The sequence below is a fragment of the Streptomyces sp. NPDC001843 genome, from assembly GCF_042891955.1.
In the GTDB taxonomy this organism is placed as follows: domain Bacteria; phylum Actinomycetota; class Actinomycetes; order Streptomycetales; family Streptomycetaceae; genus Streptomyces.
On record NZ_JBIATQ010000016.1, the window covers coordinates 144,652 to 168,229 of the forward strand.

General features: G+C 70.7%; 15 protein-coding genes and 1 pseudogene. 12 read left to right on the forward strand and 4 right to left on the reverse strand.

All coding sequences use genetic code 11. From position 1 onward, the window contains the following. Nucleotides 1-22 precede the first annotated feature (22 nt). From ACFYZQ_RS33385 to ACFYZQ_RS33400, 4 genes are all read left to right on the forward strand, one after another. Entirely contained in the window at nt 23-1,435 is a 1,413-nt protein-coding gene (locus tag ACFYZQ_RS33385) for a sensor histidine kinase (protein WP_389155993.1), read from the forward strand. 8 nt (nt 1,436-1,443) lie between these two features. Further along, entirely contained in the window at nt 1,444-2,112 is a 669-nt protein-coding gene (locus ACFYZQ_RS33390; RefSeq protein ID WP_345666422.1) for a response regulator transcription factor, read from the forward strand. Nucleotides 2,113-2,458: 346 nt separating this feature from the next. Then, nucleotides 2,459-3,196 (forward strand): hypothetical protein, encoded by a 738-nt coding sequence (locus tag ACFYZQ_RS33395; RefSeq protein ID WP_389155995.1) that lies wholly within the window; start codon nt 2,459-2,461, stop codon nt 3,194-3,196. A gap of 324 nt (nt 3,197-3,520) precedes the next feature. Then, nucleotides 3,521-3,733: a hypothetical protein gene (locus tag ACFYZQ_RS33400; protein WP_389156057.1), complete on the forward strand. Its 213-nt coding sequence runs from the start codon at nt 3,521-3,523 to the stop codon at nt 3,731-3,733. A 116-nt stretch (nt 3,734-3,849) separates the two neighbouring features. Here the strand turns inward: ACFYZQ_RS33400 and ACFYZQ_RS33405 are convergent. Then, a pseudogene (locus tag ACFYZQ_RS33405) lies at nt 3,850-3,999 on the reverse strand (IS630 family transposase); the annotation flags it as partial. 318 nt (nt 4,000-4,317) lie between these two features. Here ACFYZQ_RS33405 and ACFYZQ_RS33410 point away from each other — a divergent pair. After that, entirely contained in the window at nt 4,318-5,763 is a 1,446-nt protein-coding gene (locus ACFYZQ_RS33410; RefSeq protein WP_389155998.1) for an aldehyde dehydrogenase family protein, read from the forward strand. A 94-nt stretch (nt 5,764-5,857) separates the two neighbouring features. On the opposite strand, the gene ACFYZQ_RS33415 is transcribed toward ACFYZQ_RS33410, so the two are convergent. Beyond that, the gene (locus tag ACFYZQ_RS33415) at nt 5,858-8,782 is read right to left on the reverse strand and encodes a glycoside hydrolase family 3 C-terminal domain-containing protein (RefSeq protein WP_389156001.1); all 2,925 of its coding nucleotides are present in this window, start codon (nt 8,780-8,782) and stop codon (nt 5,858-5,860) included. A 283-nt stretch (nt 8,783-9,065) separates the two neighbouring features. Here ACFYZQ_RS33415 and ACFYZQ_RS33420 point away from each other — a divergent pair, with 283 nt between their 5' ends. The 7 genes from ACFYZQ_RS33420 (at nt 9,066) to ACFYZQ_RS33450 (ending at nt 20,126) form a co-directional block, all read left to right on the forward strand. Next, nucleotides 9,066-10,763 (forward strand): extracellular solute-binding protein, encoded by a 1,698-nt coding sequence (locus tag ACFYZQ_RS33420; RefSeq protein ID WP_389156003.1) that lies wholly within the window; start codon nt 9,066-9,068, stop codon nt 10,761-10,763. A 27-nt stretch (nt 10,764-10,790) separates the two neighbouring features. After that, nucleotides 10,791-11,825: an ABC transporter permease gene (locus tag ACFYZQ_RS33425; RefSeq protein ID WP_389156006.1), complete on the forward strand. Its 1,035-nt coding sequence runs from the start codon at nt 10,791-10,793 to the stop codon at nt 11,823-11,825. Next, nucleotides 11,822-12,757 carry a carbohydrate ABC transporter permease gene (locus tag ACFYZQ_RS33430; RefSeq protein WP_389156009.1) on the forward strand — a complete coding sequence of 312 codons (936 nt, stop codon included), beginning with the start codon at nt 11,822-11,824 and terminating at the stop codon, nt 12,755-12,757. Before ACFYZQ_RS33425 ends, ACFYZQ_RS33430 begins: the two co-directional genes overlap by 4 nt. A gap of 269 nt (nt 12,758-13,026) precedes the next feature. Continuing rightward, nucleotides 13,027-15,210 (forward strand): 1,4-beta-glucanase, encoded by a 2,184-nt coding sequence (locus tag ACFYZQ_RS33435; protein ID WP_389156012.1) that lies wholly within the window; start codon nt 13,027-13,029, stop codon nt 15,208-15,210. After that, nucleotides 15,210-17,177, forward strand: coding sequence for a beta-galactosidase (locus ACFYZQ_RS33440; protein WP_389156015.1), 1,968 nt, complete (start codon nt 15,210-15,212; stop codon nt 17,175-17,177). Before ACFYZQ_RS33435 ends, ACFYZQ_RS33440 begins: the two co-directional genes overlap by 1 nt. After that, a complete protein-coding gene (locus tag ACFYZQ_RS33445; protein WP_389156017.1) occupies nt 17,174-19,381 on the forward strand; it encodes a glycoside hydrolase N-terminal domain-containing protein in 2,208 nt (735 codons plus the stop codon). Before ACFYZQ_RS33440 ends, ACFYZQ_RS33445 begins: the two co-directional genes overlap by 4 nt. A 31-nt stretch (nt 19,382-19,412) precedes the next feature. Then, complete coding sequence (locus ACFYZQ_RS33450; protein ID WP_389156020.1) at nt 19,413-20,126, forward strand: hypothetical protein; 714 nt, start codon at nt 19,413-19,415, stop codon at nt 20,124-20,126. Nucleotides 20,127-20,130: 4 nt separating this feature from the next. Here ACFYZQ_RS33450 and ACFYZQ_RS33455 read toward each other — a convergent pair whose 3' ends face one another. Together ACFYZQ_RS33455 and ACFYZQ_RS33460 are read right to left on the reverse strand one after the other, a co-directional pair. Continuing rightward, entirely contained in the window at nt 20,131-21,318 is a 1,188-nt protein-coding gene (locus ACFYZQ_RS33455; RefSeq protein WP_389156022.1) for a sulfotransferase family protein, read from the reverse strand. Between the two features lie 98 nt (nt 21,319-21,416). Then, entirely contained in the window at nt 21,417-23,504 is a 2,088-nt protein-coding gene (locus tag ACFYZQ_RS33460; protein ID WP_389156025.1) for a TIM-barrel domain-containing protein, read from the reverse strand. Between the last annotated feature and the right edge of the window lie 74 nt (nt 23,505-23,578).

Genomic DNA, 23,578 nt, shown 5'->3' on the forward strand with positions numbered 1-23,578 from the left:
CTTCTGCCGGAGGGGCGCCCCCATGACGGAAGATGGAGTCGTGCAAGATCGGGGAGCGGCCTCAGCCGCAGGGGACCTGAGAACCACCGTCGTACGGGGTGACGCGCGGCCCCGCCGGATCGAGCGCGTCATGGCGGTCGTCAACCGGGACCCGCTCACCGCGCCGCACCGCACCCGCAACGACGCGTTCCTCGCCGTGGGTGTCGCCGTGCTGGCCGTCATCTTCGCGTTGCTCCTCGACGACGGACTCCCGCTCGGTCCGCCCGGCTGGGCCCTGCTGGCCGGCGCCCATGTGCCGCTCGTGTGGCGGCGCAGCCGTCCGCTGCTCGTGCTGCTCGCGGTGGCGGCCTGCGTCACCCCGTACCACGTCCTCGACTACAACCACGCCGTACCGATCCCCGCGACCCTCCTGGCGCTCTACACGGTCGCGGCGACCGGCACGGTACGCCGCTCGCTGCTCACCGCTGTCGTCGTCCTCGGCCCGACACTGATCATCAACAGCTTCACCAACCCTGACGGGGCACTGGAGCTCCTGCGGATCTCCGGCTGGGTCATCGCGGTCCTGTTCTTCGGCGTCGACGCCCGTTTCTACCGCCAGTACGTCGCCTCCATCGTCGAGCGGGCCGAGCGGGCCGAACGGACCCGCGAGGAGGAGGCGCGGCGCCGGGTCGTCGAGGAGCGGCTGCGGATCGCCCGCGACCTGCACGACCTGCTCGCGCACAGCATCACCCTGATCGGTGTGCGGACGTCCGTGGCGGCCCACGTCCTCACCGCGGATCCGGACCGGCTCGACCGCAAGGCGGTCGCCCAGGCGCTCGACGACATCGCGGAGACCTGCCGGACGGCCCGGGGCGAGTTGCGTACGACGCTGGAGGTGCTGCGGGCGAACGAGGTGGGCGTGAGTGTCGGAGGGGAACGGGAGTGGGCGGCCGAACCCGGCTCCGGATCGAGTTCCGGTTCCGGGCTCGGCTCTCCGGACGGGCGCGGGCCGCTGCCCGGGCTCGACGGGCTGGGCGCGCTCGCGGAGGCGGCCAGGGTGGCCGGGGCCAAGGTCGAACTGTCCGTCCACGCGGACGGCGTACCGCCCTCGGTGGGCGCAGCCGCCTACCGGATCGTGCAGGAGGCGCTCACCAACGCCGTACGCCACGGGGGCCGCGACGACCTGACCGTCCGGGTGGGACTGCGGGCGGCGGAGGGCACCCTGCGGGTGACCGTCGCCGACGACGGGGCGGGGCAGAGCCACGGGGTGAGTAGCGCGGTGCGCAACGGGGTGGGGCACGGACAGGGAGCCGTCGGCGGCACGCCGGGGTTCGGGCTCGTCGGGATGCGTGAGCGGGCCCGTAGCGTGGGCGGCACACTGGACGCCGGACCGGGTCCCACCGTGGGCTTCGAAGTGACCGCCGAGCTGCCGCTGCCCCGGGAGGAACCCTCGTGACGGCCCCGATGCCGATCCGCGTACTGCTCGCCGACGACCAGACCCTCGTACGGGCCTCGTTCGCGATGCTCGTCGCGTCCGCCGGGGACATGGAGGTCGTCGCCGAAGCGGGCACCGGGCGGCAGGCCGTGGACCTCGCCCGTTCCGCGAGGGCCGACCTCGTCGTGATGGACATCCGCATGCCCGACCTGGACGGCATCGAGGCGACCCGGCTCATCGCCGCCGACGAGGACTTGGCGGGCGTGAAGGTACTCGTCCTGACGACATACGACACCGACGAGCACATCGTCGACGCGCTGCGGGCCGGGGCGTCCGGCTTCCTGGTGAAGGACATCCGGCCGGCCGAACTCCTCGACGCCATCCGGACCGTGGCCGCCGGGGACTCCCTGCTCTCACCAGGACCCACCTCACGGCTCATCGCCCGTTTCCTGCGCGCACCCGACACGTTGATGTCAGCGGTGGGCGGCCCGGACGGGCTGTCCGAGCGGGAGCGGCAGGTGCTCACCCTGGTCGCGCGCGGATTCAACAACACCGAGATCGCCGAAGCGCTGGGGCTCAGCCCGCTCACCGCGAAGACCCATGTCAGCCGGATCATGGGCAAGTTGGGGGCACGTGACCGGGCGCAGCTGGTGATAGTGGCGTACGAGTCGGGGCTCGTGATACCCGGGGCGGTCTGAGCGCCGCCGCCAAGTCCCGTCCCTACGCGGAGAGTGCTCCTGACTTGCAACGATGGGAGTTGTCTGGGGTCCTGCTGGCTGCGCAACTCGACCGTCCCGACAATCCGCCCCACCACCCGGCGAAGTGGAACCCGGCGCGCACCCGACACGAGAGCCGGGCCCTCAGCCTGCACCAAACCTGAAAAGACCGCACCTCGCAAACACAGAGTCCCCGTCAGCACACCGATGAGGACTCATGAACGATCGAGGCTACTGACCTTCAAAGCGTGGTGTCGTCAGGGTCGGCGGGGCGTGACCCCGGCGGTTCCGTCGCTCCGTCTGTGGTCGGTGCGCTATAAACGGGCCGGTGACCTTGACCGTTGAGCGAACAGACGCACGCACCTGGCCTGATGAGCAGATGCAGGAGCTCTTCAGCGAGGGCTTCCCGGAGTTCATCACAGCCGATCGGCTGGCCAAGCAGTACATCGGCAGGATCAGGGAGTGGTTCGCCGACCTTGATCTCACGCTGGTGGACGACCATGGCACGCCTGTCGCGACCGGTTGGGGCATACCGATCCGGTGGGATGGGCGAACGGAGACACTCCCCACTGGCTACACCCAGGCCACGATCCGCGCCGTGGAGGGCCGAGAACAAGGCGTCATCCCCGACACCCTGGTGATCTGCGGGGCAATCGTCACCCCCTCGCTCAAAGGACGTGGCCTTGCCGGGGAAACGCTCAAAGCACTGCGCCGGCTCGCCGAGGATGTGGGATGGCCGCGCGTCATCGCACCGGTCCGCCCGACCTTGAAAGCCCGCTACCCGCTGACGTCCATCGAGGCCTTCATGAGGTGGACCCGTGAGGACGGTATGGCCCTCGATCCGTGGATCCGGACGCACCAGCGTCTGGGCGCCCGCATTCTGGCAGCGGCTCCCGAGTCGCAAACCATGACCGGCACGATCGCTGAGTGGGAGCGGTGGACCGGCATGGTGTTCCCCGAAACGGGTGACTACGTCATCCCTGAAGGGTTGAGCTTGCTGCGGCTCGACCGCTCCGCTGATCAGGGCACCTACGTAGAGCCCAATATCTGGATGCAGCACATCTGAGTACCGAAAGGGCTCGCCGATTGCTGCGTTGCGTGCGTGATGTCGTCATGGTGGCCGGCGTCGGAGCTCGGTGCCGGTGAAGCAGCCGTCGAGTACGTCGTGGCGGTACTGGAGCTGGCCTAGCCACGTCGGACGGCAGTGATCAAGTCATCGGCGTCGGCGAAGCGACGGCTGGCCACGGTGGTGCGTCGCGCCGTTCGCTGGTCAGCCCGCCCCCTTGCGCATACCTGAGGCGGCCGGCATCCGCAGGAATACTGTCACGGCATGAACAAAACAATTGCGTGGCTTCTGACATGCGCCGGAGTCGGCGTGATCCTGTGGTTGTTGACCAGCGCGCCGGACATCAGCTCGGCCTACCCCCGCTCTGAATGCCACTCCGTCCTCGGCAACGACCGGAGCACCGCCCACGGGTCGATGGAGGACGGAGTGGAGGCGATGTGCTCCACCTACCAATCACGCCGCCTGGGGTGGGCGGTCCTGGTGTCGGTGCCGACGGTGGTGCTCGCGTCAGCGGGCATGCGGAGCCGAAGCGCCTGACGGAACTTTTCGGTGATCCTCGGCGACCTGCCTGAGCTCCGGCCAGCCGTCCGGTGACGGGCCGGGGCATTGTCATCCCCCCCAGGGCCGGGGGAGCCATCAGGGCATGACCCCATGAGAGCCGGCACTCGGTTACCGCCGGCGGAGGCCAGCAGCATCACCGCGCGCCGGTAGCGCACCGAGCTGGTGCTGCCGCGGCGCACGATCTGCTGCAGCTTCTGCCCCTCCTGGTCGGTCAGTCTGCGCACACGGACAGGCCCGGCCACCGCACCTCCAGCAACGCCAGCTTTGAGGGCGAGGCCGTTCAGGCCGAAGCGGGGTCTGGGGGTGCAGGGGCGAAGCCCCGCGGGGGTTCAGGGGGCGCAGCCCCCTGTCGGGGTCGAAGGGGCGGAGCCCCTGGGGGCGGGAAGGGTAGGGGCGGCGGGGGCGAGACAACCCTGCGGTTCCCCTACCGCAACCCCGCCAATACGGCGTACCGCCAACCGCCACCACTACGACTCGGACAAGTCCGATCCCGCCGCCCCCGCCCTACCGTGGACCCGAACGCAAGCACACCCCGCACCACGGAAGGGCCGGAACCACACATGACTTCCACCACCGCCTTCTGGCTCGCCGGCCGCCAGGTCACCGGCGAGGACACCTTCGACGTCACCTCCCCGTGGGACGGCCGACTGGTCGGCAAGGTCAGCGTGCCGACGGACGCCCAGGTGGAGGAGGCCGTGGCCGCGGCCCACGCCGTCCGCGAGGACTTCGCCGCCACCCCGGCCCACGTCCGCGCCGCCGCCCTCGACCACGTCAGCAAGCGCCTCGCCGAGCGCACGGAGGAGATCGCCCAGCTGATCTCCGCCGAGAACGGCAAGCCGATCAAGTGGGCCCGCGGCGAGGTCGGCCGCGCGGTCTCCGTGTTCCGGTTCGCCGCCGAGGAGGCCCGCCGCTTCAACGGCGGCGAGGCGCAGCGCCTCGACACCGACGCGGGCGGCCAGGGCCGCCTCGCGCTCACCCGCCGCTTCCCCAAGGGCGTCGTACTCGGTATCGCGCCGTTCAACTTCCCGCTGAACCTGTGCGCCCACAAGGTGGCCCCGGCCATCGCCGCCGGCGCGCCGATCATCCTGAAGCCGGCCCCGGCCACCCCCCTCTCCGGGCTGATCATCGGCGACCTGCTCGCGGAGACCGACCTCCCGGCCGGCTCCTGGAGCATCCTCCCGGTCTCCAACGACCGCATGCCCGCCCTCGTCCAGGACGAGCGCCTGCCGGTGATCTCCTTCACCGGGTCCGAGAAGGTCGGTTACGCGATCATGGACTCGGTGCCGCGCAAGCACTGCACCCTGGAGCTCGGCGGCAACGGCGCCGCGGTCGTCCTCGGCGACTACGCCTCCGACGCCGACCTCGACTGGGCCGCGACCCGTATCGCGACCTTCTCCAACTACCAGGGCGGCCAGTCCTGCATCTCCGTGCAGCGCGTGATAGCCGACGCCTCCGTGTACGACCGGCTGCTGCCGCGCATCGTCGCCGCCGTGGAGGCCCAGGGCACCGGTGACCCGGCCGACGACAAGACCGACGTCGGCCCGCTGGTCAGCGAGGACGCCGCCAAGCGCGTGGAGTCGTGGGTGAAGGAGGCGGTCGAGGCCGGTGCCACCCTCCTCACCGGTGGTGACCGTGACGGCGCCTCCTACGCGCCGACCGTGCTCACCGACGTACCGGCCGATGTCACGATCTCCTGCGAGGAGGTCTTCGGACCCGTCCTGACGGTGCAGAAGGTGGACGGCGAGGCCGAGGCGTTCGCCGCCGTCAACGCGTCCAAGTACGGCCTCCAGGCGGGTGTGTTCACCCACGACCTCCAGGCCGCCTTCCGTGCCCACCGTGCCCTGGAGGTCGGCGGCGTGGTCGTCGGCGACGTCCCGTCCTACCGCGCCGACCAGATGCCGTACGGCGGCGCCAAGCAGTCCGGCGTGGGCCGCGAGGGCGTGAAGTTCGCGATGGAGGACTACACCTACGAGCGGGTGCTGGTGCTCACGGGACTCGCGCTCTAGGCACCCCGACCAGTCGCCCGAGACTCCCGAAGGGGCCCGGCACCGCTTCCCACCGGTGCCGGGCCCCTTCTCTGTGGCGGCTTCGTCCGGACCCTCAACCGGAGAAGCCGACGCGCGCGAGCCGCAGCGGGCCGCGCAGTCTGAGGTGCACGTCGTGCACGCCCTCGGCGACGATGCCGGCGTCGAGCGAGGTGTAGTCGTACGGGCCGGCCGTGGGCTCCGCCGGCGTCAGGACCGCCAGCACCGGACCGCCGTCCAGGGACAGCTCGACCTCGCCCTCACCGGCCACCTCCACGCTCACCTCCGTCACGCCGTCACCGAAGTCGCAGTCCCGGTAGACGAGTTCACCGGTGCCGCCGTCGCCGCCGTTCGAGGGTGTCACCGCTTCACCCGACACCTTCGTACGGTCCACGAGAGCGACGCGGGACTGCTCGTCGAAGTCGGCCGCTTCCAGGCCGTGCCGCAGGACCGGGCGCGGCGCGGCGGCATCGCCGTCGAGGTGGACGGTCGTGCGCAGCCGGACGTCCTCGCTGGAAGCGCCGACGAGGAGGTCGTACGGTCCCTCCTCCATCAGCCACTGACCCCGTGTCACGTCCCAGAACTCGAAGGCGGACAACGGGACTTCGAAGCTCAATTCCGTCCGGGTGCCCGGGGCGAGCGTGACGCGGCGGTGGGCGGCCAGTTCACGGCGTGGCCGGACGGCCGACGGGTCGACCGCGCGCGTGTAGACCTGGGCGACCTCGTCCGCCTCGACGGTGCCGGTGTTGGTGACCGTGAAGGACACGTGCACCGTGTCGTCCGCCACCCGGACCGCCAGGTCGGCGTAGGAGAAGGACGCGTACGACAGGCCGTGGCCGAAGGGGAAGAGGGGCGTGCCCTCGTAGTAGAGGTACGTCTGGCGGGCCCCGATGACGTCGTAGTCGAGCAGGTCGGGCAGTTCGGCGTCGGACGCGTACCAGGTCTGCGGCAGACGGCCCGCGGGAGCGACGTCGCCGGCCAGCACCCGGGCCAGGGCGGTGCCCGCCGCCTGACCGCCGTGCGCGGTCCACAGCACGGCGGGCAGCCGGGCGACGTCCACGGCGTAGGGGTACGCCGAGACCAGCACCAGCACCGTGTTCGGGTTCGCGGCCCGCGCCGCGCGCACCAGCCGCTCCTGGTGGGTGGGCAGGGCGAGGGTCGTACGGTCCTCGGTCTCACGGCCGTTGATGTGCGGGTCGTTGCCCGCCACCACCACGACCACGTCGGCCTCCGCGGCCACCCGGGTCACCGCGTCCTCGCCCCGCTCGGCGAACACGACCTCGAAGACCTCGCCGTCCTCCCCTCCTTCCCCGTCCTCCGCGGCAACCTTCACGCCGTCGGCGGCCACACAGACGTGGCGACCCGTACCGAGGTGTTTCAGGAGGTGACCGTTCGGGTGGGGTTCGAGGCGGAACGTCTCCTGGACGACCCAGCCGCCCGGCTGGTCGGCGGAGGCGCGGAGGTAGCCGTCGTCGGCGACCGACAGATAGCGGCCGTCGGGGGCGCGGAGGGTGAGGACGCCCTCGCCCCAGTCGACGAGCGCGAACTCGGTGCCTCTGGCGTCGGTGGTGAGCGGGGGGAGATCGGTGCGGCCGGCGAGCAGGGCCGGGTCCAGCGCCCCCTCGGCGCCACGGACCTCGTCGGGGGCCTCGGGGGCGGGCGCCGCGTGCAGGAACGTGCCGGCGGCGGTCTTCAGCAGGACCCGGTCCACCCCCTCCGCGAACTCCACCCGCTGCGCGCCGAACCGCTCGTACAGGCCTTCCAGCGGAGTGGACCGGTGCAGGAGGGTGCCGCTGTACCAGTCGAGCTTGCACTCGTCGGCGAGCAGGCCGACGACGGCGATACGGGTGTCCGGGGCGAGGGGCAGCAGGTCGTCGTCGTTCTTGAGCAGCACCACCGCCTGCTCGGCCGCCTCCTGGGCGAGCGCCCGGTGTCCCGGGGTGTCGAACTCGCCGGTGCTCAGGTGGGGATCGTAGTGCGGGTCGAACTCGCCGAGCCGGAAACGCACCGACAGTTGGCGGCGGACGGCGGTGTCGACGTCCGACTCGGTCAGCAGGCCCCGGTCGAGGGCCCCGCGCACCCGGGCGACGATCTGAGAGCTGTCCGTGCCGTGGTCGGTGAAGCTGTCGACGCCGGCCAGCAGGGCGGCCGCGGTGGCCTCCTCGTGGGTGTCGAAGTAGTGCTCGAAGTCGACCAGGTTGGACGGCGCGCCCGCGTCCGAGCAGACCAGGAGATCCTCGTCGGTCCAGGCGCGCAGGTGCTCGCGCAGATACGGGGAGACGTGGTTGGGGCGCCCGTTGACCAGGTTGTAGGCGGGCATCACCCCGGCCACCGCACCCGCTTCCACCGTCTCCTTGAAGGCCCGAAGGTCGTACTCGTGCAGCACGCGCGGACGGACGGAGGCCGAGGAGGTGGCCCGGTCGGTCTCGTTGTTGTGTGCCAGCCAGTGCTTGAGGACCGGTGCGGTGCGCCAGTACGTCGGATGGTCTCCGCGCAGGCCGTGCGTGTACGCCGTGGCGATCGCCGAGGTCAGCTTCGGATCCTCCGAGTAGCCCTCCTCGTTACGGCCCCACAGCGGATGGCGCAGCAGGTTGACGGTCGGGGACCACACGTTGAGGCCGACCCGCTCGTCGCGGGCGCGCATCGCCCGGACCTCCTTGGACACCGCCTCGCCGACCCGGCGGACCAGGTCCGGGTTCCAGGTCGCGCCCAGGCCGACCGCCTGCGGGAACACCGTCGCCGGGCCCATCCAGGCCACGCCGTGCAGCGCCTCCTGGCCGGTGCGGAACGCGTCGATGCCGAGCCGCTCCACGGCGGGCACGAACTGGTGCAGGAACGCGATCTTCTCGTCCAGCGTGAGCCGTGCCAGCAGGTCGTCGATGCGCTTCGCGAACGGCAGTTGCGGATCGCGGAAAGGCGGCGCGGATGGGAGGCGGTCGGTCACGGGCAGGTCCCCTTGCGATGGAGCGACGAGGCGCTTTCGAAGCGCTTCGATGCTCATTCGACAACCCCGGAGGTGTCAAGACACCTCGGCACAACAAGTCGGATTCCGCACCGATATTTCAGAGCGGGCACGAGGCTCAGAGGTTCCGTTCGCACCCGCAGGAATCTTGGAGACGACCCTTGTGCGCCCTCAGGGCTTCACTTAACCTCGCAGCAACATCGAAGCGCTTCGACGAACGCTGAACCGCCGCGAGCCGCTTCAGCTCAGCCAGTTCCACTCGAGACACCGCAGCCGACGGCCTCCCGCCGGGTGTCCTGGTGCGCCATGAAGGGTTGACGCAATGACGCCGAACGCCGCCTCCGCCTCCTCCGGACCCAACCGGAGAAGCTTCCTCGCCTCCACGGCGGTCGCCGCCGCAGCGGTGACCGGAGGGATGCCGTTGCTGGCCGCCTGCGGCGGGTCGGACAGCGGGTCGCGGGACGGGACCACGTCGGGCAAGGCCGCGAAGAAGATCCTGCCCGCCTACGTCGCCAGCAGCGCGGTGCAGCCGGACATCCCGTCCAAGAACGGCTCGGCGATGGGCTTCACCGCCAAGCTCGATGTCGACACCCTCAAGACCTCGGTGCCGAAGAAGCTCGGCAAGGGCGGCAAGGTCACCGTCATGGCGCCGTTCTGGGGCTCGCCGCCCAAGCAGAACAACGCCTACTACGCGGCGATGAACGACCTGACCGGCGTCGACGTCCAGTGGCGGAACCAGGACGGCAACACCTACGACCAGAAGCTCGGGGCGGTCCTCGCCTCCAGTGACATCCCGGACGTGGTGGTGATCCCCGGCTGGAACATGACCGGCCGGATACCCAGCGCCATCATCGGCAAGTTCGCCGACCTCGGCCCCTACCTGTCGGGGGACAAGGTCAAGGAGTACGCGAACCTCGCGGCTTTCCCCAGCGCCGCCTGGCAGCGCTCCATCTTCGGCGGCAAGCTGCTGGGCCTGCCGATGCCCGCCCCGTACGTCCAGAACATCGTGCCTCTCTACCGCCAGGACATCTTCGACAAGGAGGGGTACAAGGTCCCGAAGTCAGCCGACGAGTTCACGGCCCTGTGCAAGGAGATCACCAGTCCCAAGTCCAAGCGGTGGGCCTGCGGCGACATGAAGTGGACCGCGTTCAACACCTTCGGCGTGATCAGCGGTGGGGAGAAGTCGCTCGGCTGGACCGTGGTCGACGGCAAGATGATCAACCGCATCGAGACCCCGGAGTACCTGGAAGCGCTGGAGTGGACACGCAAGCTGATGGCCGCCGGCTACGTCCACCCCCAGTTCAGGCTGGGCAAGAGCCAGATCGGCGACCCCACCCCGAAGTTCACCGCCGGCGAGTTCCTGATCTGGAACGACGACATCTCCAACTGGTACGGGCGACAGGCCGCCCAGATGACACAGAACCCCGACTTCAAGGTCTGGGGCATGGACCTGTGGGCCCACGACGGCGGTGACCCGACGTTCTGGGCCGCGAACCCGGCCTCGATCTTCACCTTCGTCAGCAAGAAGGCCTCCGAGTCCGTCATCCGCGACGTGCTGGCGGTCGCCAACGTCACCTCGGCGCCGTACGGCACCAAGGAGTGGATGATGACCAACTACGGCGTCGAGGGCACGCACTACACGCTCAAGGACGGTCTGCCCGTCAAGAACGACAAGGGCAACAACGAGGTCGTCAACGCCTTCACGATGGTCGCGAGTCTCAACCAATCGACCATCGCGCACCCCGACCTCCCGGACTACACCAAGGGAATGGTGGAGTGGCAGCAGCGGGTCGGCTCCTTCACCAAGAAGTCGTCCTTCTGGGGCCTGCAGGTCACCGAGCCCTCCCGCTACACCAACCTCGCCGACAACTTCGAGCAGCTCGAGGACGACATCGTCCGCGGCCACAAGAAGATCAGCGACATGCAGCAGGCCATCGCCGACTGGAAGCGGAAGGGCGGGGACAAGCTGCGCGACTGGTACAAGAAGCTGCTCGACGAGAACGGCTCGGCGGCGAGCTGACCAGGCTCTGAGGCTAGGAGAACAACCGTGTCCCACAGCACGGTGCCTCGGAGCAGCGCCGAGGCCAGCACGCCGGCGAAGACCCCGGTGGCGTCCGCCGACACCACCGGCACCCGGGAGCGACGCGGCTCGGGCAAGCTGGACTTCCGGCTCAGGTTCCGACGCGACCGCGTCCTGATCCTCATGACGCTGCCGGCCGTCCTGCTGCTGGTGGTCTTCAACTACCTGCCGATCCTCGGCAACGTGGTCGCCTTCCAGGACTACGACCCCTACATCAGCGACAACGGCATCGTCTCCATCCTGCACAGCCCTTTCGTCGGCCTGGACAACTTCCAGCGGATCTTCCAGGACCCCGACTTCTGGAGCGCGGTGCGGAACACACTGGTGCTGTTCTTCCTCCAGCTCGTGCTGTTCTTCCCGATCCCGATCCTGCTCGCGCTGCTCATCAACAGCGTGGTGCGGCCCCGGGTGCGGGCCGTCGCGCAGGCCGTTCTCTACCTGCCGCACTTCTTCTCCTGGGTGCTGGTCATCGCCGTCTTCCAGCAGATGTTCGGCGGCGCGGGCATGCTCGCCCAGTTGCTGCGGCAGCACGGGTACGACGGCTTCGACATCATGACCGACCCGCACACCTTCCCCTTCCTGGTCACCGCGCAGACCGTGTGGAAGGACGCCGGGTGGGGGATCATCGTCTTCCTCGCCGCGCTGGCCTCGGTCCCCCAGGACCTCTACGAAGCCGCCGCGATGGACGGCGCGAGCCGCTGGCGCCGCATGTGGCACGTCACGCTCCCCGCTCTGCGCCCGGTGATCGCCCTGCTCCTCGTGCTGCGCGTCGGTGACGCCCTGACCGTCGGGTTCGAACAGATCCTGCTGCAACGCGACGCCGTCGGACCGGACGCCGGGGAGATCCTCGACACCTTCGTGTGGTGGAACGGCGTGCGCAACCAGGACTTCGGCTACGCGGCCGCCGCCGGTCTCATCAAGGGCGTGGTCAGCATCGGCCTGGTCCTCACCGCGAACAAGGTGGCCCATCTCATGGGCGAGCAGGGGGTGTACAAGAAGTGACCAGCGTCATCGACGAACCGGCGAGCAGGCCGCACCGGTGGGCAGCGCCCGAACGCCCGGCGTGGGAGGAAGAGCCCTCGAAGGCCGGCCTCGCGGGCAAGGGCCTGGCCCTGTCGTTCGCCTGCCTCGCGGTCCTCTTCCCGCTGTGGATCGTGGTTGTCACCAGCCTCTCCTCGCGGAAGACCATCGACGAGGCGGGCGGCCTGGTGATCGTGCCCAAGGGCATCACCTTCATCGCCTACAAGGAGTTGCTCAGCGGCGGTCAGGTCACCCGGGCCACGGTCGTCAGCATCCTCGTCACCCTGGTCGGCACGCTGTTCTCGATGACGGTGTCCGTCCTGTGCGCCTACGGCCTGTCCCGCAGCGGCTCGCTCGCCCACCGCTGGATCCTGATGACGCTGATGGCGACCATGTTCTTCAGCGCCGGGCTCATCCCCACCTATCTCCTGGTGCAGTCCCTCGGCCTGTCGGACAACTACCTCGCGCTGATCCTGCCGAGCGCGGTGAGCGTCTTCAACATCCTGGTGCTGCGCGGCTTCTTCATGGGGATCTCGCCGGAACTCACCGACAGCGCGCGCATCGACGGCGCCGGTGACTTCCGGATCCTCTGGCAGATCGTCATGCCGCTGTCGCGCGCCGTCGTCGCGGTGATCACGCTGTTCTACGCCGTCGGGTACTGGAGCGCCTGGTTCAACGCCTCGATCTACCTGAACGACCAGGACAAGATGCCGTTGCAGAACGTCATGATCCAGCTCGTGCAGCGGCAGCAGCAGCCGGTCGGTCTCGGCCAGGCCATCAGGACCGGCCAGTTGTCGGGGCTGGCCGTCCAGATGGCGGTCATGGTGATGGCGCTGCTGCCTGTCGCTGTCCTGTCGCCCTTCGTCCAGAAGCACTTCAAGAAGGGCATGCTGACGGGGGCCGTGAAGGGCTAGTTCGCGCCGGGTGTTGTCCACAGCGCCGTCGTGGCTGGTCGCGCCCACGCGGCGGAGCCGCAAATCGACACCGCCCCGCGCCCCTTGGGCGTTGCGCTTGCCGCGCATGCCTCAGCTGCGGGCAGTCGTGCCTCCCCCAGTGCCTCAAGGGCCTGGGGGGACCCCCAGGGCTGCACGGGTGGGCGCAGCGGCACCCCGTAAGCGCCGGGCTGCGCGTCCCCCCCCCGCCCCAGCATCCACCCGCCCAACGAACACAACGAGGTCCCGCCATGCCCGCCTCCCCCCTCAGCCGCCGAGCCGTACTGGCCGGAACGGCAGCCGCCGCAGCGATGACCGCCCTGCCCCTCCACGCCCACGCCGCCGAAGCCAAGCGGCCCGCATACCGCTGGCGCAACGCAGTGATAGGCGGCACCGGATTCATCACCGGCGTCCTCTTCCACCCCACCGTCCGCGGCCTCGCCTACGCCCGTACCGACATCGGCGGCGCCTACCGCTGGGACGACCGCCGCTCCCGCTGGATCCCGCTCATCGACCACATCGGCTGGGACGACTGGAACCTGCTCGGCGTCGAGGCCATGGCGGTGGACCCCGCACACCCCGACCGGCTGTACCTCGCCCTCGGCACCTACACCCAGTCCTGGGCGGGCAACGGCGCCGTCCTGCGTTCCGAGGACCGCGGTGCCACCTGGACCCGCACCGACCTGTCGGTGAAGCTGGGCGCCAACGAGGACGGCAGGGGAGCGGGCGAGCGGCTGCTCGTCGACCCACGCGACAGCGACACCCTGTGGCTGGGCACCCGGCACGACGGACTGCTCAAGTCGGCGGACCGGGGCGCCACTTGGGCGGCGGCCGGGGGCTTCCCGGCGACCCCGATCCCCTCCGGGCAGGGCGTCACCTTCCTGGTCGCCGCGGGGCGGGCCGTCTACGCCGGCTGGGGTGACGGCGGCGGCACCACCGCCAGCCTGTACCGCACGACCAACGGCACGGCCTGGGAGGCGGTCCCCGGACAGCCCTCCGGCACGTCCGCCGGCGTGCCGATCCGGGCCGCGTACGACCGGCACGCCCGTGAGCTGTACGTGACGTACGCCGACGCCCCCGGACCCAACGGGCAGACCGACGGCGGCGTGCACAAGCTGGACACCACCAAAGACACGTGGACCGAGGTCACCCCGGTGAAGCCCCAGGGTGCGGACACCTTCGGCTACGGCGGGGTCGCCGTCGACGCCCGCCGTGCCGGCACCGTCGTGGTCTCCACCAACAACCGCTGGTCGGCCGTGGACACCCTGTTCCGCACCACGGACGGCGGCCGTACCTGGGAGTCCCTCAAGGACAGGGCCGTCCTCGACGTCTCCGAGACCCCTTTCCTGACGTTCGGCGCGGACGAGCCGAAGTTCGGCTGGTGGATCCAGGCGGTCGCCGTCGACCCGTACGACTCGAAGCACGTCGTGTACGGCACCGGCGCCGCCCTCTACGGCACCCGCGACCTGAAGCACTGGGCGCCGCGGACCCGCGGTCTGGAGGAGACGTCCGTGCGCCAGCTGATCTCGCCGCCGACCGGGACGGCGCATCTGATCAGCGGGTCGGGGGACATCGGCGTGCTGTACCACGAGCGGCTCACCGCGTCCCCGTCGCGCGGCATGGCGACCAATCCTGTGTTCGGGACGGCGACCGGGCTCGCGCAGGCCGCGCGGAAGCCGTCGTACGTCGTCCGCACGGGCTGGGGCGACCACGGCAACGGCGCCTTCTCCGACGACGGCGGGAAGACCTGGGCCCCCTTCGCGGCCCAGCCCGCCATCGCCAAGGACGCTCCGGGACCGATCGCCGTCAACGCCGACGGCAGCGTGCTGCTGTGGACCTTCGTGCACTGGGACGGCACCAAGTACCCGGCGCAGCGCTCGACGGACAACGGTGCGACCTGGGCCGAGATCTCCACCTTTCCCAAGGGCGCCACACCGGTCGCCGACCCAGCCGACCCGACGCGCTTCTACACGTTCGACACCGACACGGGCACGGTGTACACCAGCTCCGACAGCGGCCTTACGTTCAGCAGGGGCGCCGCCGGACTTCCGTCCGGGGACAGCCAGTTCAAGCTGGCCGCCGCGCCCGGACGCTCCGGTGACCTGTGGCTGAGCACCAAGGGGAACGGGCTCTACCGCTCCACCGACGGCGGCGCCGCCTTCACCAAGGTCGGCAGTTGCCGGGCCTCGTACGTCCTCGGGTTCGGCAAGGCCGCCGACGATGCCGGCTACCCGGCGATCTACCAGGTCGGCGCCACCGGCGACAGCACCGCGGTCCTGCGCTCCGACGACGAGGCGAAGACATGGGTACGGATCAACGACGACGCCCACCAGTGGGGCTTCACCGGCGACGCCATCACCGGTGACCCGCGCGTCCACGGCCGCGTCTACCTGGCCACGAACGGGCGCGGCATCCAGTACGGGGAGCCGGCCTGATGCCGGACCTCGGTGCCGTCACCGGAGGGCGGATCCTCTTCGGCGGCGACTACAACCCGGAACAGTGGCCGGAGGAGACCTGGCACGAGGACATCCGCCTGATGAAGGACGCCGGGGTCAACTCCGTGACCCTCGGTGTCTTCTCCTGGGCGAAGCTCGAACCGCACCCGGGAGCAAGGGAGTTCGGGTGGCTGGACACACTGATGGACCTGATGCACGACAGCGGCATCGGCGTCGTCCTCGCCACCCCCACGTCCTCGCCCCCGCCCTGGATGGGCCGGCTGCACCCCGACACCCTGCCCCGCACCGAGGACGGCCGCACCGAGTGGTGGGGCGGCCGCCAGCACTTCTCGCACTCCAGCGCCACCTACCGCCGCTACGCCGCCGCGATCGCCGAGGACCTGGCCGCCCGCTACGGCGGCCACCCGGCCCTCAGGATGTGGCACATCAACAACGAGTACTGCACCATCGACCACGGCGACGAGGCGGCGGCGGCCTTCCGCCGCTGGCTGCGGGAGAAGTACGGCACGCTCGACGCGCTCAACACCGCCTGGGGCACGGCCTTCTGGAGTCAGGGCTACGACAGCTGGGACGGCGTCCTGCCGGCCCGGCAGCCCCACTACATGAAGAATCCCGCCCAGGTGCTGGACTTCCGGCGCTTCACCTCCGACATGCTCCTGGAGTGCTATGTCGCCGAGCGGGACATCGTCCGCCGGCACAGCCCGCACATCCCGGTCACCACCAACTTCATGCCGCTGTGGTTCGGGCAGGACGCCTGGCGCTGGGCCGAGGAGGAGGACGTCGTCTCCGTCGACCTCTACCCCGACCCGCGCGACCCGCTCGGCGCCCAGCACGGCGCGCTGGTGCAGGACATGACCCGCTCGCAGGCCCGCGGCCCCTGGATGCTCATGGAGCAGGCGGCGGGACCGGTCAACTGGCGGGGCGTGAACCACCCCAAGCCCAGGGGACTCAACCGGCTCTGGTCCCTGCAGGCCGTCGCCCGGGGCGCGGACGCCGTCTGCTACTTCCAGTGGCGCCAGTCCCGGCAGGGCGCGGAGAAGTTCCACTCCGGGATGATCAGCCACGCGGGGGAGGAGGGCCGTACCTTCCAGGAGGTCAAGCGACTCGGCGCCGACCTCGCCCGCATCGGCGAGTACGTGTCCGGCACCGCCATCCGGGCGGACGTCGCGATCCTGCACGACTGGCACGCCTGGTGGGCCGTCGCCCAGGACGGCCGGCCGTCCTGTGAGGTCGACCACCCGGCCGTCCTGCACGCCTGGCACCGCGCCCTGTGGGAGTCCGGCCTCACCACGGACTTCGCCCACCCCGAGCACGACCTGTCCGGCTACAAGTGCGTCGCTCTGCCGCAGCTGTACCTCCTCAACGACGCGGCCATCGACAACCTCCTCGCCTACGTCCGCGGCGGCGGCACCCTCGTCTGCGGCTTCCACACCGCGGTCGCCGACGAGGACGACCGGGTGCGCCCCGGCGGCATGGACGCCCGGCTGCGCGAACTGTTCGGCATCCGCACGCTGCACGAGTGGTGGCCGCTGGACGCGGGGGAGAGCGTCGAGTGCGAGGGCTTCCGCGGAACGCTGTGGTCGGAGGAGATCGAGGCCGCCGGCACCGCCGAAGAGACGATTCCGTACCAGGGCGGCGAACTCGACGGACTGCCAGCCGTACTGCGCAGGGGCCGTGCCTGGTACGTCTCCACGCTGCCGGAGCCAGAGGCGCTGCGCGCCCTGCTCGCCCGGATCACGGCCGAGGCAGGGGTCCGCCCGGTCCTCGACGGTCTGCCCGAAGGGGTGGAGGCCGTGCGGCGCGGCGAGTTGCTGTTCCTGCTCAACCACCGGCGTGACCCGGTGAGCGTCGAGGTGCCCGGCACCCACCACGACCTGCTCAGTGGTGGGACGATCAGCGACCGGATCACACTCGGACGCTACGGAACGGCGGTGCTGCGACCATGACCCACGAACCCGTGCACGGAACCTGGGAACCCCTCCCGGCCGCCCGCTGGGAGGACGGCTTCCTCAGCGGCAACGGCCACCACGGCGCTCTTGTGTTCGGCGACCTGGACGACGACCGGGTCGTCGTCACCCATCACACCCTGGTCCGCCCCAACGGGAGCGAACACGCCCGCCCGCCCCGGCTCGCCGCGGAACTCCCCGCCCTGCGGGACAGGTTGCTCGCCGGTGACCTCACCGCGGCGGAGGACTTCACCGACGGCCGCCCACTGCTATGGGTGCAGCCCTTCCATCCCGCCTTCCAGACCCGGCTGCGGACCACCGACGAGCACGCCGACGACCGCACCGGTTACCGGCGCTCCGTGGACTTCACCACCGGCGAGACGACGGCCGTCCACGCGGACCGGACCAGCCGTGTCTTCGTCTCCCGCGCCGACGACCTCGTCGTCCAGTGCGTCACGGCGCCCGGCGGCACCCTCGACATCAGCCTGGACCCGCGGCTGCCGAACGCGCCCGCCGGACTGGTCGTCGACGACGGCGCCCTCCTCACCGCCGAGGGCGCCCTGCTCACCCTGCGCGTCCGCTACCCGGACAGCGACCGGGCCTACACGGGACTGGCCCTCGTCGCCGTCACGGGCGGCACGACGGCCCTCGCCCCGACCGGCGTGCGGGTCACGGGCGCCGCATCGGTCCTGCTCCTCACCCGGGTCCACCGCCACACGGGGGAGCCGGACACCGCGGCCGAGGCCCAGGAGCTCAGGGACGTGTGGGGCGGGCAGACCTACGACGCCCTCCTGGCCCGCCACCTCCCCCTGCACCGCACCGCCTACGACCGCGTCACCCTCGACCTCGCCGCCGACCCCGCCGAACGCGCGCTGCCCGGCTCGGAGCTGCTCAGGCGGCCGGGCAGCACCGCCCTCCTCGAGCGGCTGTTCGCGGCCGGCCGTTACCACCTGCTGTCCGCCTCCGGCATGAACCCGCCCCGGCTCACCGGACTGTGGACCGGCGACTGGGACACCGCCTGGTCCGGGGCGTTCACCAACGACGCCAACGTCAACCTCCAGACCGCCTGCGCACCGTCCGCCGCTCTGCCGGAGGTGACGGAAGCGCTGGCCGGCCTCATCCAGCGGCAACTGCCCGACTGGCGGGAGAACGCCAGGGCCGTCTTCGGCGCCCGCGGTGCCGTCGCCCCCGCGCACACCGACGGCGAGTCCGGGCTGACGTACCACTTCGACCGCGAGTACCCGCTGCACCTGTGGACCGCCGGCGCCGACTGGCTGCTCAAACCCCTCGTCGACCACGACGAGATCCGAGGCGAACGCGACCCGCGCACCGCGGCCGTCCTCGCCGAAGTCGCCGGCTTCTACGAGGACTTCCTCACCCGCACCGACGACGACGGCCGGCTCGTCGTCGTCCCCTCCTACTCGCCCGAGAACCGGCCGGCGAACGCGAGCTGGGGCGCGATCAACGCGGCCATGGACCTCTCGGCGGCCCGGCACGCCCTGCTGACGGCGGCCGACTACCACCGGGGATCACCCGACGCCGACCGCTGGCACGCCCTCGCCGAACGTCTCCCGCCCCACCGGATCAACACCGACGGCGCCCTCGCCGAATGGGCCTGGCCGGGCCTGGACGACAGCTACGACCACCGCCACCTCAGCCACCTCTACGGCGTCTGGCCCCTCGACGAGATCACCCCCTACGACACCCCGCGGCTGGCGGACGCCGCCCACCGCGCCCTCGAACTGCGCGGCGCCGAGAACGACTCCGCCCACGGCCATCTCCACCACGCCCTGATCGCGGCCCGGCTCCGCGACGGCGAACGCGTCGCCCGCGCGCTCGCCGCCGTGCTGGAGGGCGACTTCTTCCACGCCTCCCTGATGAGCGCGCACTACCCGAACCGCCACGTCTACAACGCGGACGCCGCACACACCCTGCCCGCCGTACTGATCGAGATGCTCGTGCAGTCGACCCCCGACCGGCTCGTCCTGCTTCCCGCGCTCCCGGCGGCCTGTCCCGAGGGAGAACTCCGGGGCGTCCGCACACGGTTCGGAGCCGAGCTCGACCTCACATGGAACCGCGAAACGGCCACCGCGGTGGTGCGCCCCACCCGCACCCACCGCATCGAACTCAGGACTTCCTCCAGCGCTCGGCCGCTCGACCTGGTCGCCGGAGAAGACCGCGTCCTCACCCTGGGGGCGCGGTAACCAACCTCCCCCCACCCATGGAAGGGACACCATGGCAACACGCACGCTGAGCAGGGCCGCCAAGGCCCTGCTGGCCCCCGTCCTCGCCCTCGGCGCCACCGTCGGCCTCGCCTCCGCCCCCGCCTCGGCCGCCGTCTGGAACTCCTGCGAGCAGTACGGCAACACCAGCCTGAACGGCTACACGCTCTACAACGACATCTGGGGTTCGGGTGCGGGCAGCCAGTGCATCTGGGCCAACTCCGGCACCAACTGGGGCGTCTGGGCCAACCACCCGAACACGGGCGGCATCAAGTCCTACCCGAACGCCAAGAAGGTGATCAACAAGTCGATCACCTCCCTGTCCTCGCTGACCAGCAGCTACAACGTCACCGTCCCGTCGTCCGGTTCGTACAACACCTCCTACGACATCTGGGACACCAACCACGCCTACGAGATCATGCTCTGGGTCAACAAGACCGGAGCCGTCGGCCCGCTCGGCACCTCGCAGGGCACCGTGACCCTCGGCGGCTCCACCTGGAACGTCTACAAGGGCAACAACACGGCCAACGACGTCTTCTCGTTCGTCCGGACGTCCAACTCGTCCTCCGGCACCGTCAACATCCTGCCGATCCTCAAGTGGATCAAGGACACCAAGGGCTGGTTCGGCAACGTCACCATAGGTGACCTGCAGTTCGGCTTCGAGATCACGTCCTCGTCCGGTGGCCTGAACTTCACCACCAACAGCGAGAGTGTCAGCAGCAGCTGATCCCTCAGGCACGGTCGACCTCCGCCCGGAGGGCGTCGTAGTCCGCGAAGGCCGCCGCGACGTCGTCGCGGGTCAGACCGTACCGGGCGAGGTCGTACCGGTGCGGTCGGGCGCTCCTGGGGCGGGCGGTGACCGCGGGCAGCCGGGCCGCCTCGGAGTCGGTCCACGAGGCACCGACGGCCGCGTAGAGCTTGGGGGCGCCCGTGGCCGGATCGCCGGCGAGCCATGCGTAGGGCACGTCCACCAGGGCCTCTGGAGGGATGGCGGCACGGGAGGCGAGGCCGCGGGCCGCGCTGCGGCTCAGCAGCTCCAGCCAGGTCGCGCCGATCCAGTGCAGGTCGACAGGGCTGGTGCTGACGGCCATGCCGTGTTCCACCAGGCTGCAGAACGACGCCACGACGGTCTCCGGGTCGCGGTGCGTCCACACGATCGTGGCGTCCGGGAAGACCGTGCGCAGCGCGTCCAGGTTCTCCAGGTGCAGGGGCGACTTCACAACCCAGCGGCGGCGGGGACGCCCGTACTGGAGCACCTGGTAGACCTGCTTGAGGTGGCGGTAGTCGGGCACGAAGTCCCGTGCGCCGTGCCAGGCCAGATACCCGGGGACACGCGCCTGGGACAGCGGCATCACGGTGTGCGGCAGGGCGAAGGTGCACTCCTCGGGGCCCTCGGGGAGCAGCCGGTGGATGTCGCGGAAGTGCGGCGCGAACAGGTCGATGGAGCCCACCAGCCGGCGTGCCGCCGTGATCGCCCGCTCCCGCTCGCCGGGCCCCCGGTACAGGCCGGGCGCGAGCAGTTCCCAGAGCAGCGGGCAGCGGTGTTCGCCCGAGAGCGACAGCACGCCGTGGGTGAGCGTGGTGGCGGTACGGGGCAGACCCACGACGAACACCGGCCGTTGGATCGGCTCCTCCTCGATCGCCGGGTTCTCGGCGATCAGCCGCCGGATCCGGGCCCGGGCGGCGAGGTGTCTGCCGACGTGTCCCCGAGCGGACAGCCAGCCCACCGGTGTGAGGTCCTCGGCGTCCGCCCAACATCGCAGCAGGAACCGGAAGTCGTCGACGAACTGCTCGTCGCCGTCCGCCTGCCCGGCCTCGGCCAGCAGTCGGTCGAACGCGCGGTCGGGCGTACGGCGGGAACGGGCGCCGGGCCGGAGCAGCAGATTGGCCAGGCCGAGGGCGAGGGGACCGGAGGACATGGGGGCGGACTCCTGTCACGTGGGACCGGGGGCAGCGAACCTACCCCCGGTAACCGCCGTGCGACCCAGCGGAGTTGAGACAATTCCGCCCGGGGCCGCTACTCCTGCGTCTGCTCCTGCTCCTGCTCCTGCTCCACGATGGGCAGTGTCGCCCCGTCCCGCAGGAACAGCGGGATGCGGTCCAGGGGGGCGTCGACCGTCACGGTCGTACCGCCGTCGTAAGACTCACCGGTCCACGCGTCCGTCCAGCGGGTGCCCGCCGGGAGGTACGTCGTGCGGGAGGTGGCGCCGGCCGTCAGCACCGGGGCGACGAGCAGGTCCCGGCCGAAGAGGTAGGCGTCGTCCACCGACCAGGCCGTCCGGTCGTCCGGGAACTCCAGGAACAGCGGCCGCATCACCGGCAGCCCCTCCTCGTGGGCCTCCCTCATGACCCGCAGGACGTACGGCTTCAGGCGCTCGCGCAGCCGCAGGTACCGCTCCAGGATCGCGCCGGCCTCCTCCCCGTACGACCACACCTCGTTCGGGCCGCCGGTCATCTCCGGCCCCAGCTCCATGCCCGGGTCGCGGAACCCGTGCAGGCGCATCAGCGGGGACAGCGCTCCGAACTGGAACCAGCGGACCATGACCTCGCGGTACGCCGGGTCGTCAGGGTCGCCGCCGTGGAAGCCGCCGATGTCGGTGTTCCACCAGGGGATGCCGGACAGCGCGGTGTTGAGACCGGCCGCGATCTGACGGCGCAGGGTCGGGAAGTCGGTGCCGATGTCACCGGACCACAGGGCGGCGCCGTACCGCTGACTGCCCGCCCACGCCGAGCGGTTGAGGGTGATCACCTCGTCCTCGCCGGACGCCAGCAGACCCTCGTGGAAGGCGCGGGCGTTCTCGGCCGGGTAGATGTTGCCGACCTCCAGGCCGGGGCCCGCCCAGTAGCGCAGGTTCTCCGCGAAGCCCGGCTTCAGCTCGGGCTCGCAGGCGTCCAGCCAGAAGGCCGTGATGCCGTAGGGATCCAGGTAGTTCTCCTTCACGCGGGACCAGACGAACTCCCGGGCCTCGGGGTTGGTGGCGTCGTAGAAGGCAACCTGGACGGTGGAGGCGACCTCCTTGTCCGGCCAGTCGGCGTGCGCCATCGGACCGTACTGGGTGCCGATGAAGTAGCCGCGCTGCTCCATCACCGGGTGGTTCTCCGACAGCGGGGACACCGACGGCCACACGGACACCACCAGTTTGACGCCCATCTCCTCCAGTTCACGGACCATCGCCGCCGGGTCAGGCCACTCCTTCGGGTCGAACTTCCACTCGCCCAGGTGGGTCCAGTGGAAGAAGTCGCAGACGATCGCCGACAGCGGCAGGCCCCGGCGCTTGTACTCGCGTGCCACGGCGAGGAGTTCACCCTGGGTGCGGTAGCGCAGCTTGCACTGCCAGAAGCCCGCCGCCCACTCGGGCAGCATCGGGGTGCGGCCGGTCACCGCGCTGTAGCGGCGCTGGCCGTCGGCCGGGGTGCCCGCGGTGATCCAGTAGTCGATCTGGCGGGCGGAGTCCGCCACCCAGCGGGTGCCGTTGTGCGCCAGCTCCACCCGGCCGATCGCCGGGTTGTTCCACAGCAGCGTGTAGCCGCGGCTGGAGGCCAGCACCGGGATGCCGACCTCGGCGTTGCGCTGCACCAGATCGAGGACCAGGCCCTTCTGGTCGAGGCGGCCGTGCTGGTGCTGGCCCAGGCCGAACAGCTTCTCGTCCCCGTACGCGGCGAAGCGCTGCTCGAGGCGGTGGTGGCCGTTGCCGACCGCCGTGTACAGGCGGGAGCCCGGCCACCAGAAGTGGGCGCGCTCCTCGGCCAGCAGCTCGGACAGGTCGTCCGTACGCAGGAACCGGATCAGGCCCTCGGCGTCGACCTCCACGGTCAGCGCGCCGACCGTCAGGCGGGCCTCCCCGTCCCCGATCTTCACGGTGCTCTCGGCGGCGGGTGGCGTCGAGAGCAGGGCGCCCGGCAGGGCGTCGAGCACGGGGCCGCCGAGCCGGGCGCGGACCCGGACCGCGTCCGGGCCCCAGGGCTCGATGCGCACCGTCTCCTGGCGGCCGCTCCACTCCAGCGCCCCGTCCCGCTCGCGGAACGTGCCGACGGTGGGGGAGGACTGCGCGAGGCTGACCTTGGGACGCGCTGCGGCAGGCTGGTTTTCGGCAGGCTGGTTCACAGGGCTGGCTCCTGGGATGCGGACGGGCATGCCGACGGGCATGCGGGCATGGGGGTGCCTGGGCTCGCGGGACG

Coding starts and splice junctions, on each gene's coding strand:
- ACFYZQ_RS33385 (WP_389155993.1), top strand. CDS start 23: ATGACGGAAGATGGAGTCGTGCAAGATCGGGGAGCGGCCTCAGCCGCA.
- ACFYZQ_RS33390 (WP_345666422.1), top strand. CDS start 1,444: ATGCCGATCCGCGTACTGCTCGCCGACGACCAGACCCTCGTACGGGCC.
- ACFYZQ_RS33410 (WP_389155998.1), top strand. CDS start 4,318: ATGACTTCCACCACCGCCTTCTGGCTCGCCGGCCGCCAGGTCACCGGC.
- ACFYZQ_RS33415 (WP_389156001.1), bottom strand. CDS start 8,782: ATGAGCATCGAAGCGCTTCGAAAGCGCCTCGTCGCTCCATCGCAAGGG.
- ACFYZQ_RS33420 (WP_389156003.1), top strand. CDS start 9,066: ATGACGCCGAACGCCGCCTCCGCCTCCTCCGGACCCAACCGGAGAAGC.
- ACFYZQ_RS33435 (WP_389156012.1), top strand. CDS start 13,027: ATGCCCGCCTCCCCCCTCAGCCGCCGAGCCGTACTGGCCGGAACGGCA.
- ACFYZQ_RS33440 (WP_389156015.1), top strand. CDS start 15,210: ATGCCGGACCTCGGTGCCGTCACCGGAGGGCGGATCCTCTTCGGCGGC.
- ACFYZQ_RS33445 (WP_389156017.1), top strand. CDS start 17,174: ATGACCCACGAACCCGTGCACGGAACCTGGGAACCCCTCCCGGCCGCC.
- ACFYZQ_RS33450 (WP_389156020.1), top strand. CDS start 19,413: ATGGCAACACGCACGCTGAGCAGGGCCGCCAAGGCCCTGCTGGCCCCC.
- ACFYZQ_RS33455 (WP_389156022.1), bottom strand. CDS start 21,318: ATGTCCTCCGGTCCCCTCGCCCTCGGCCTGGCCAATCTGCTGCTCCGG.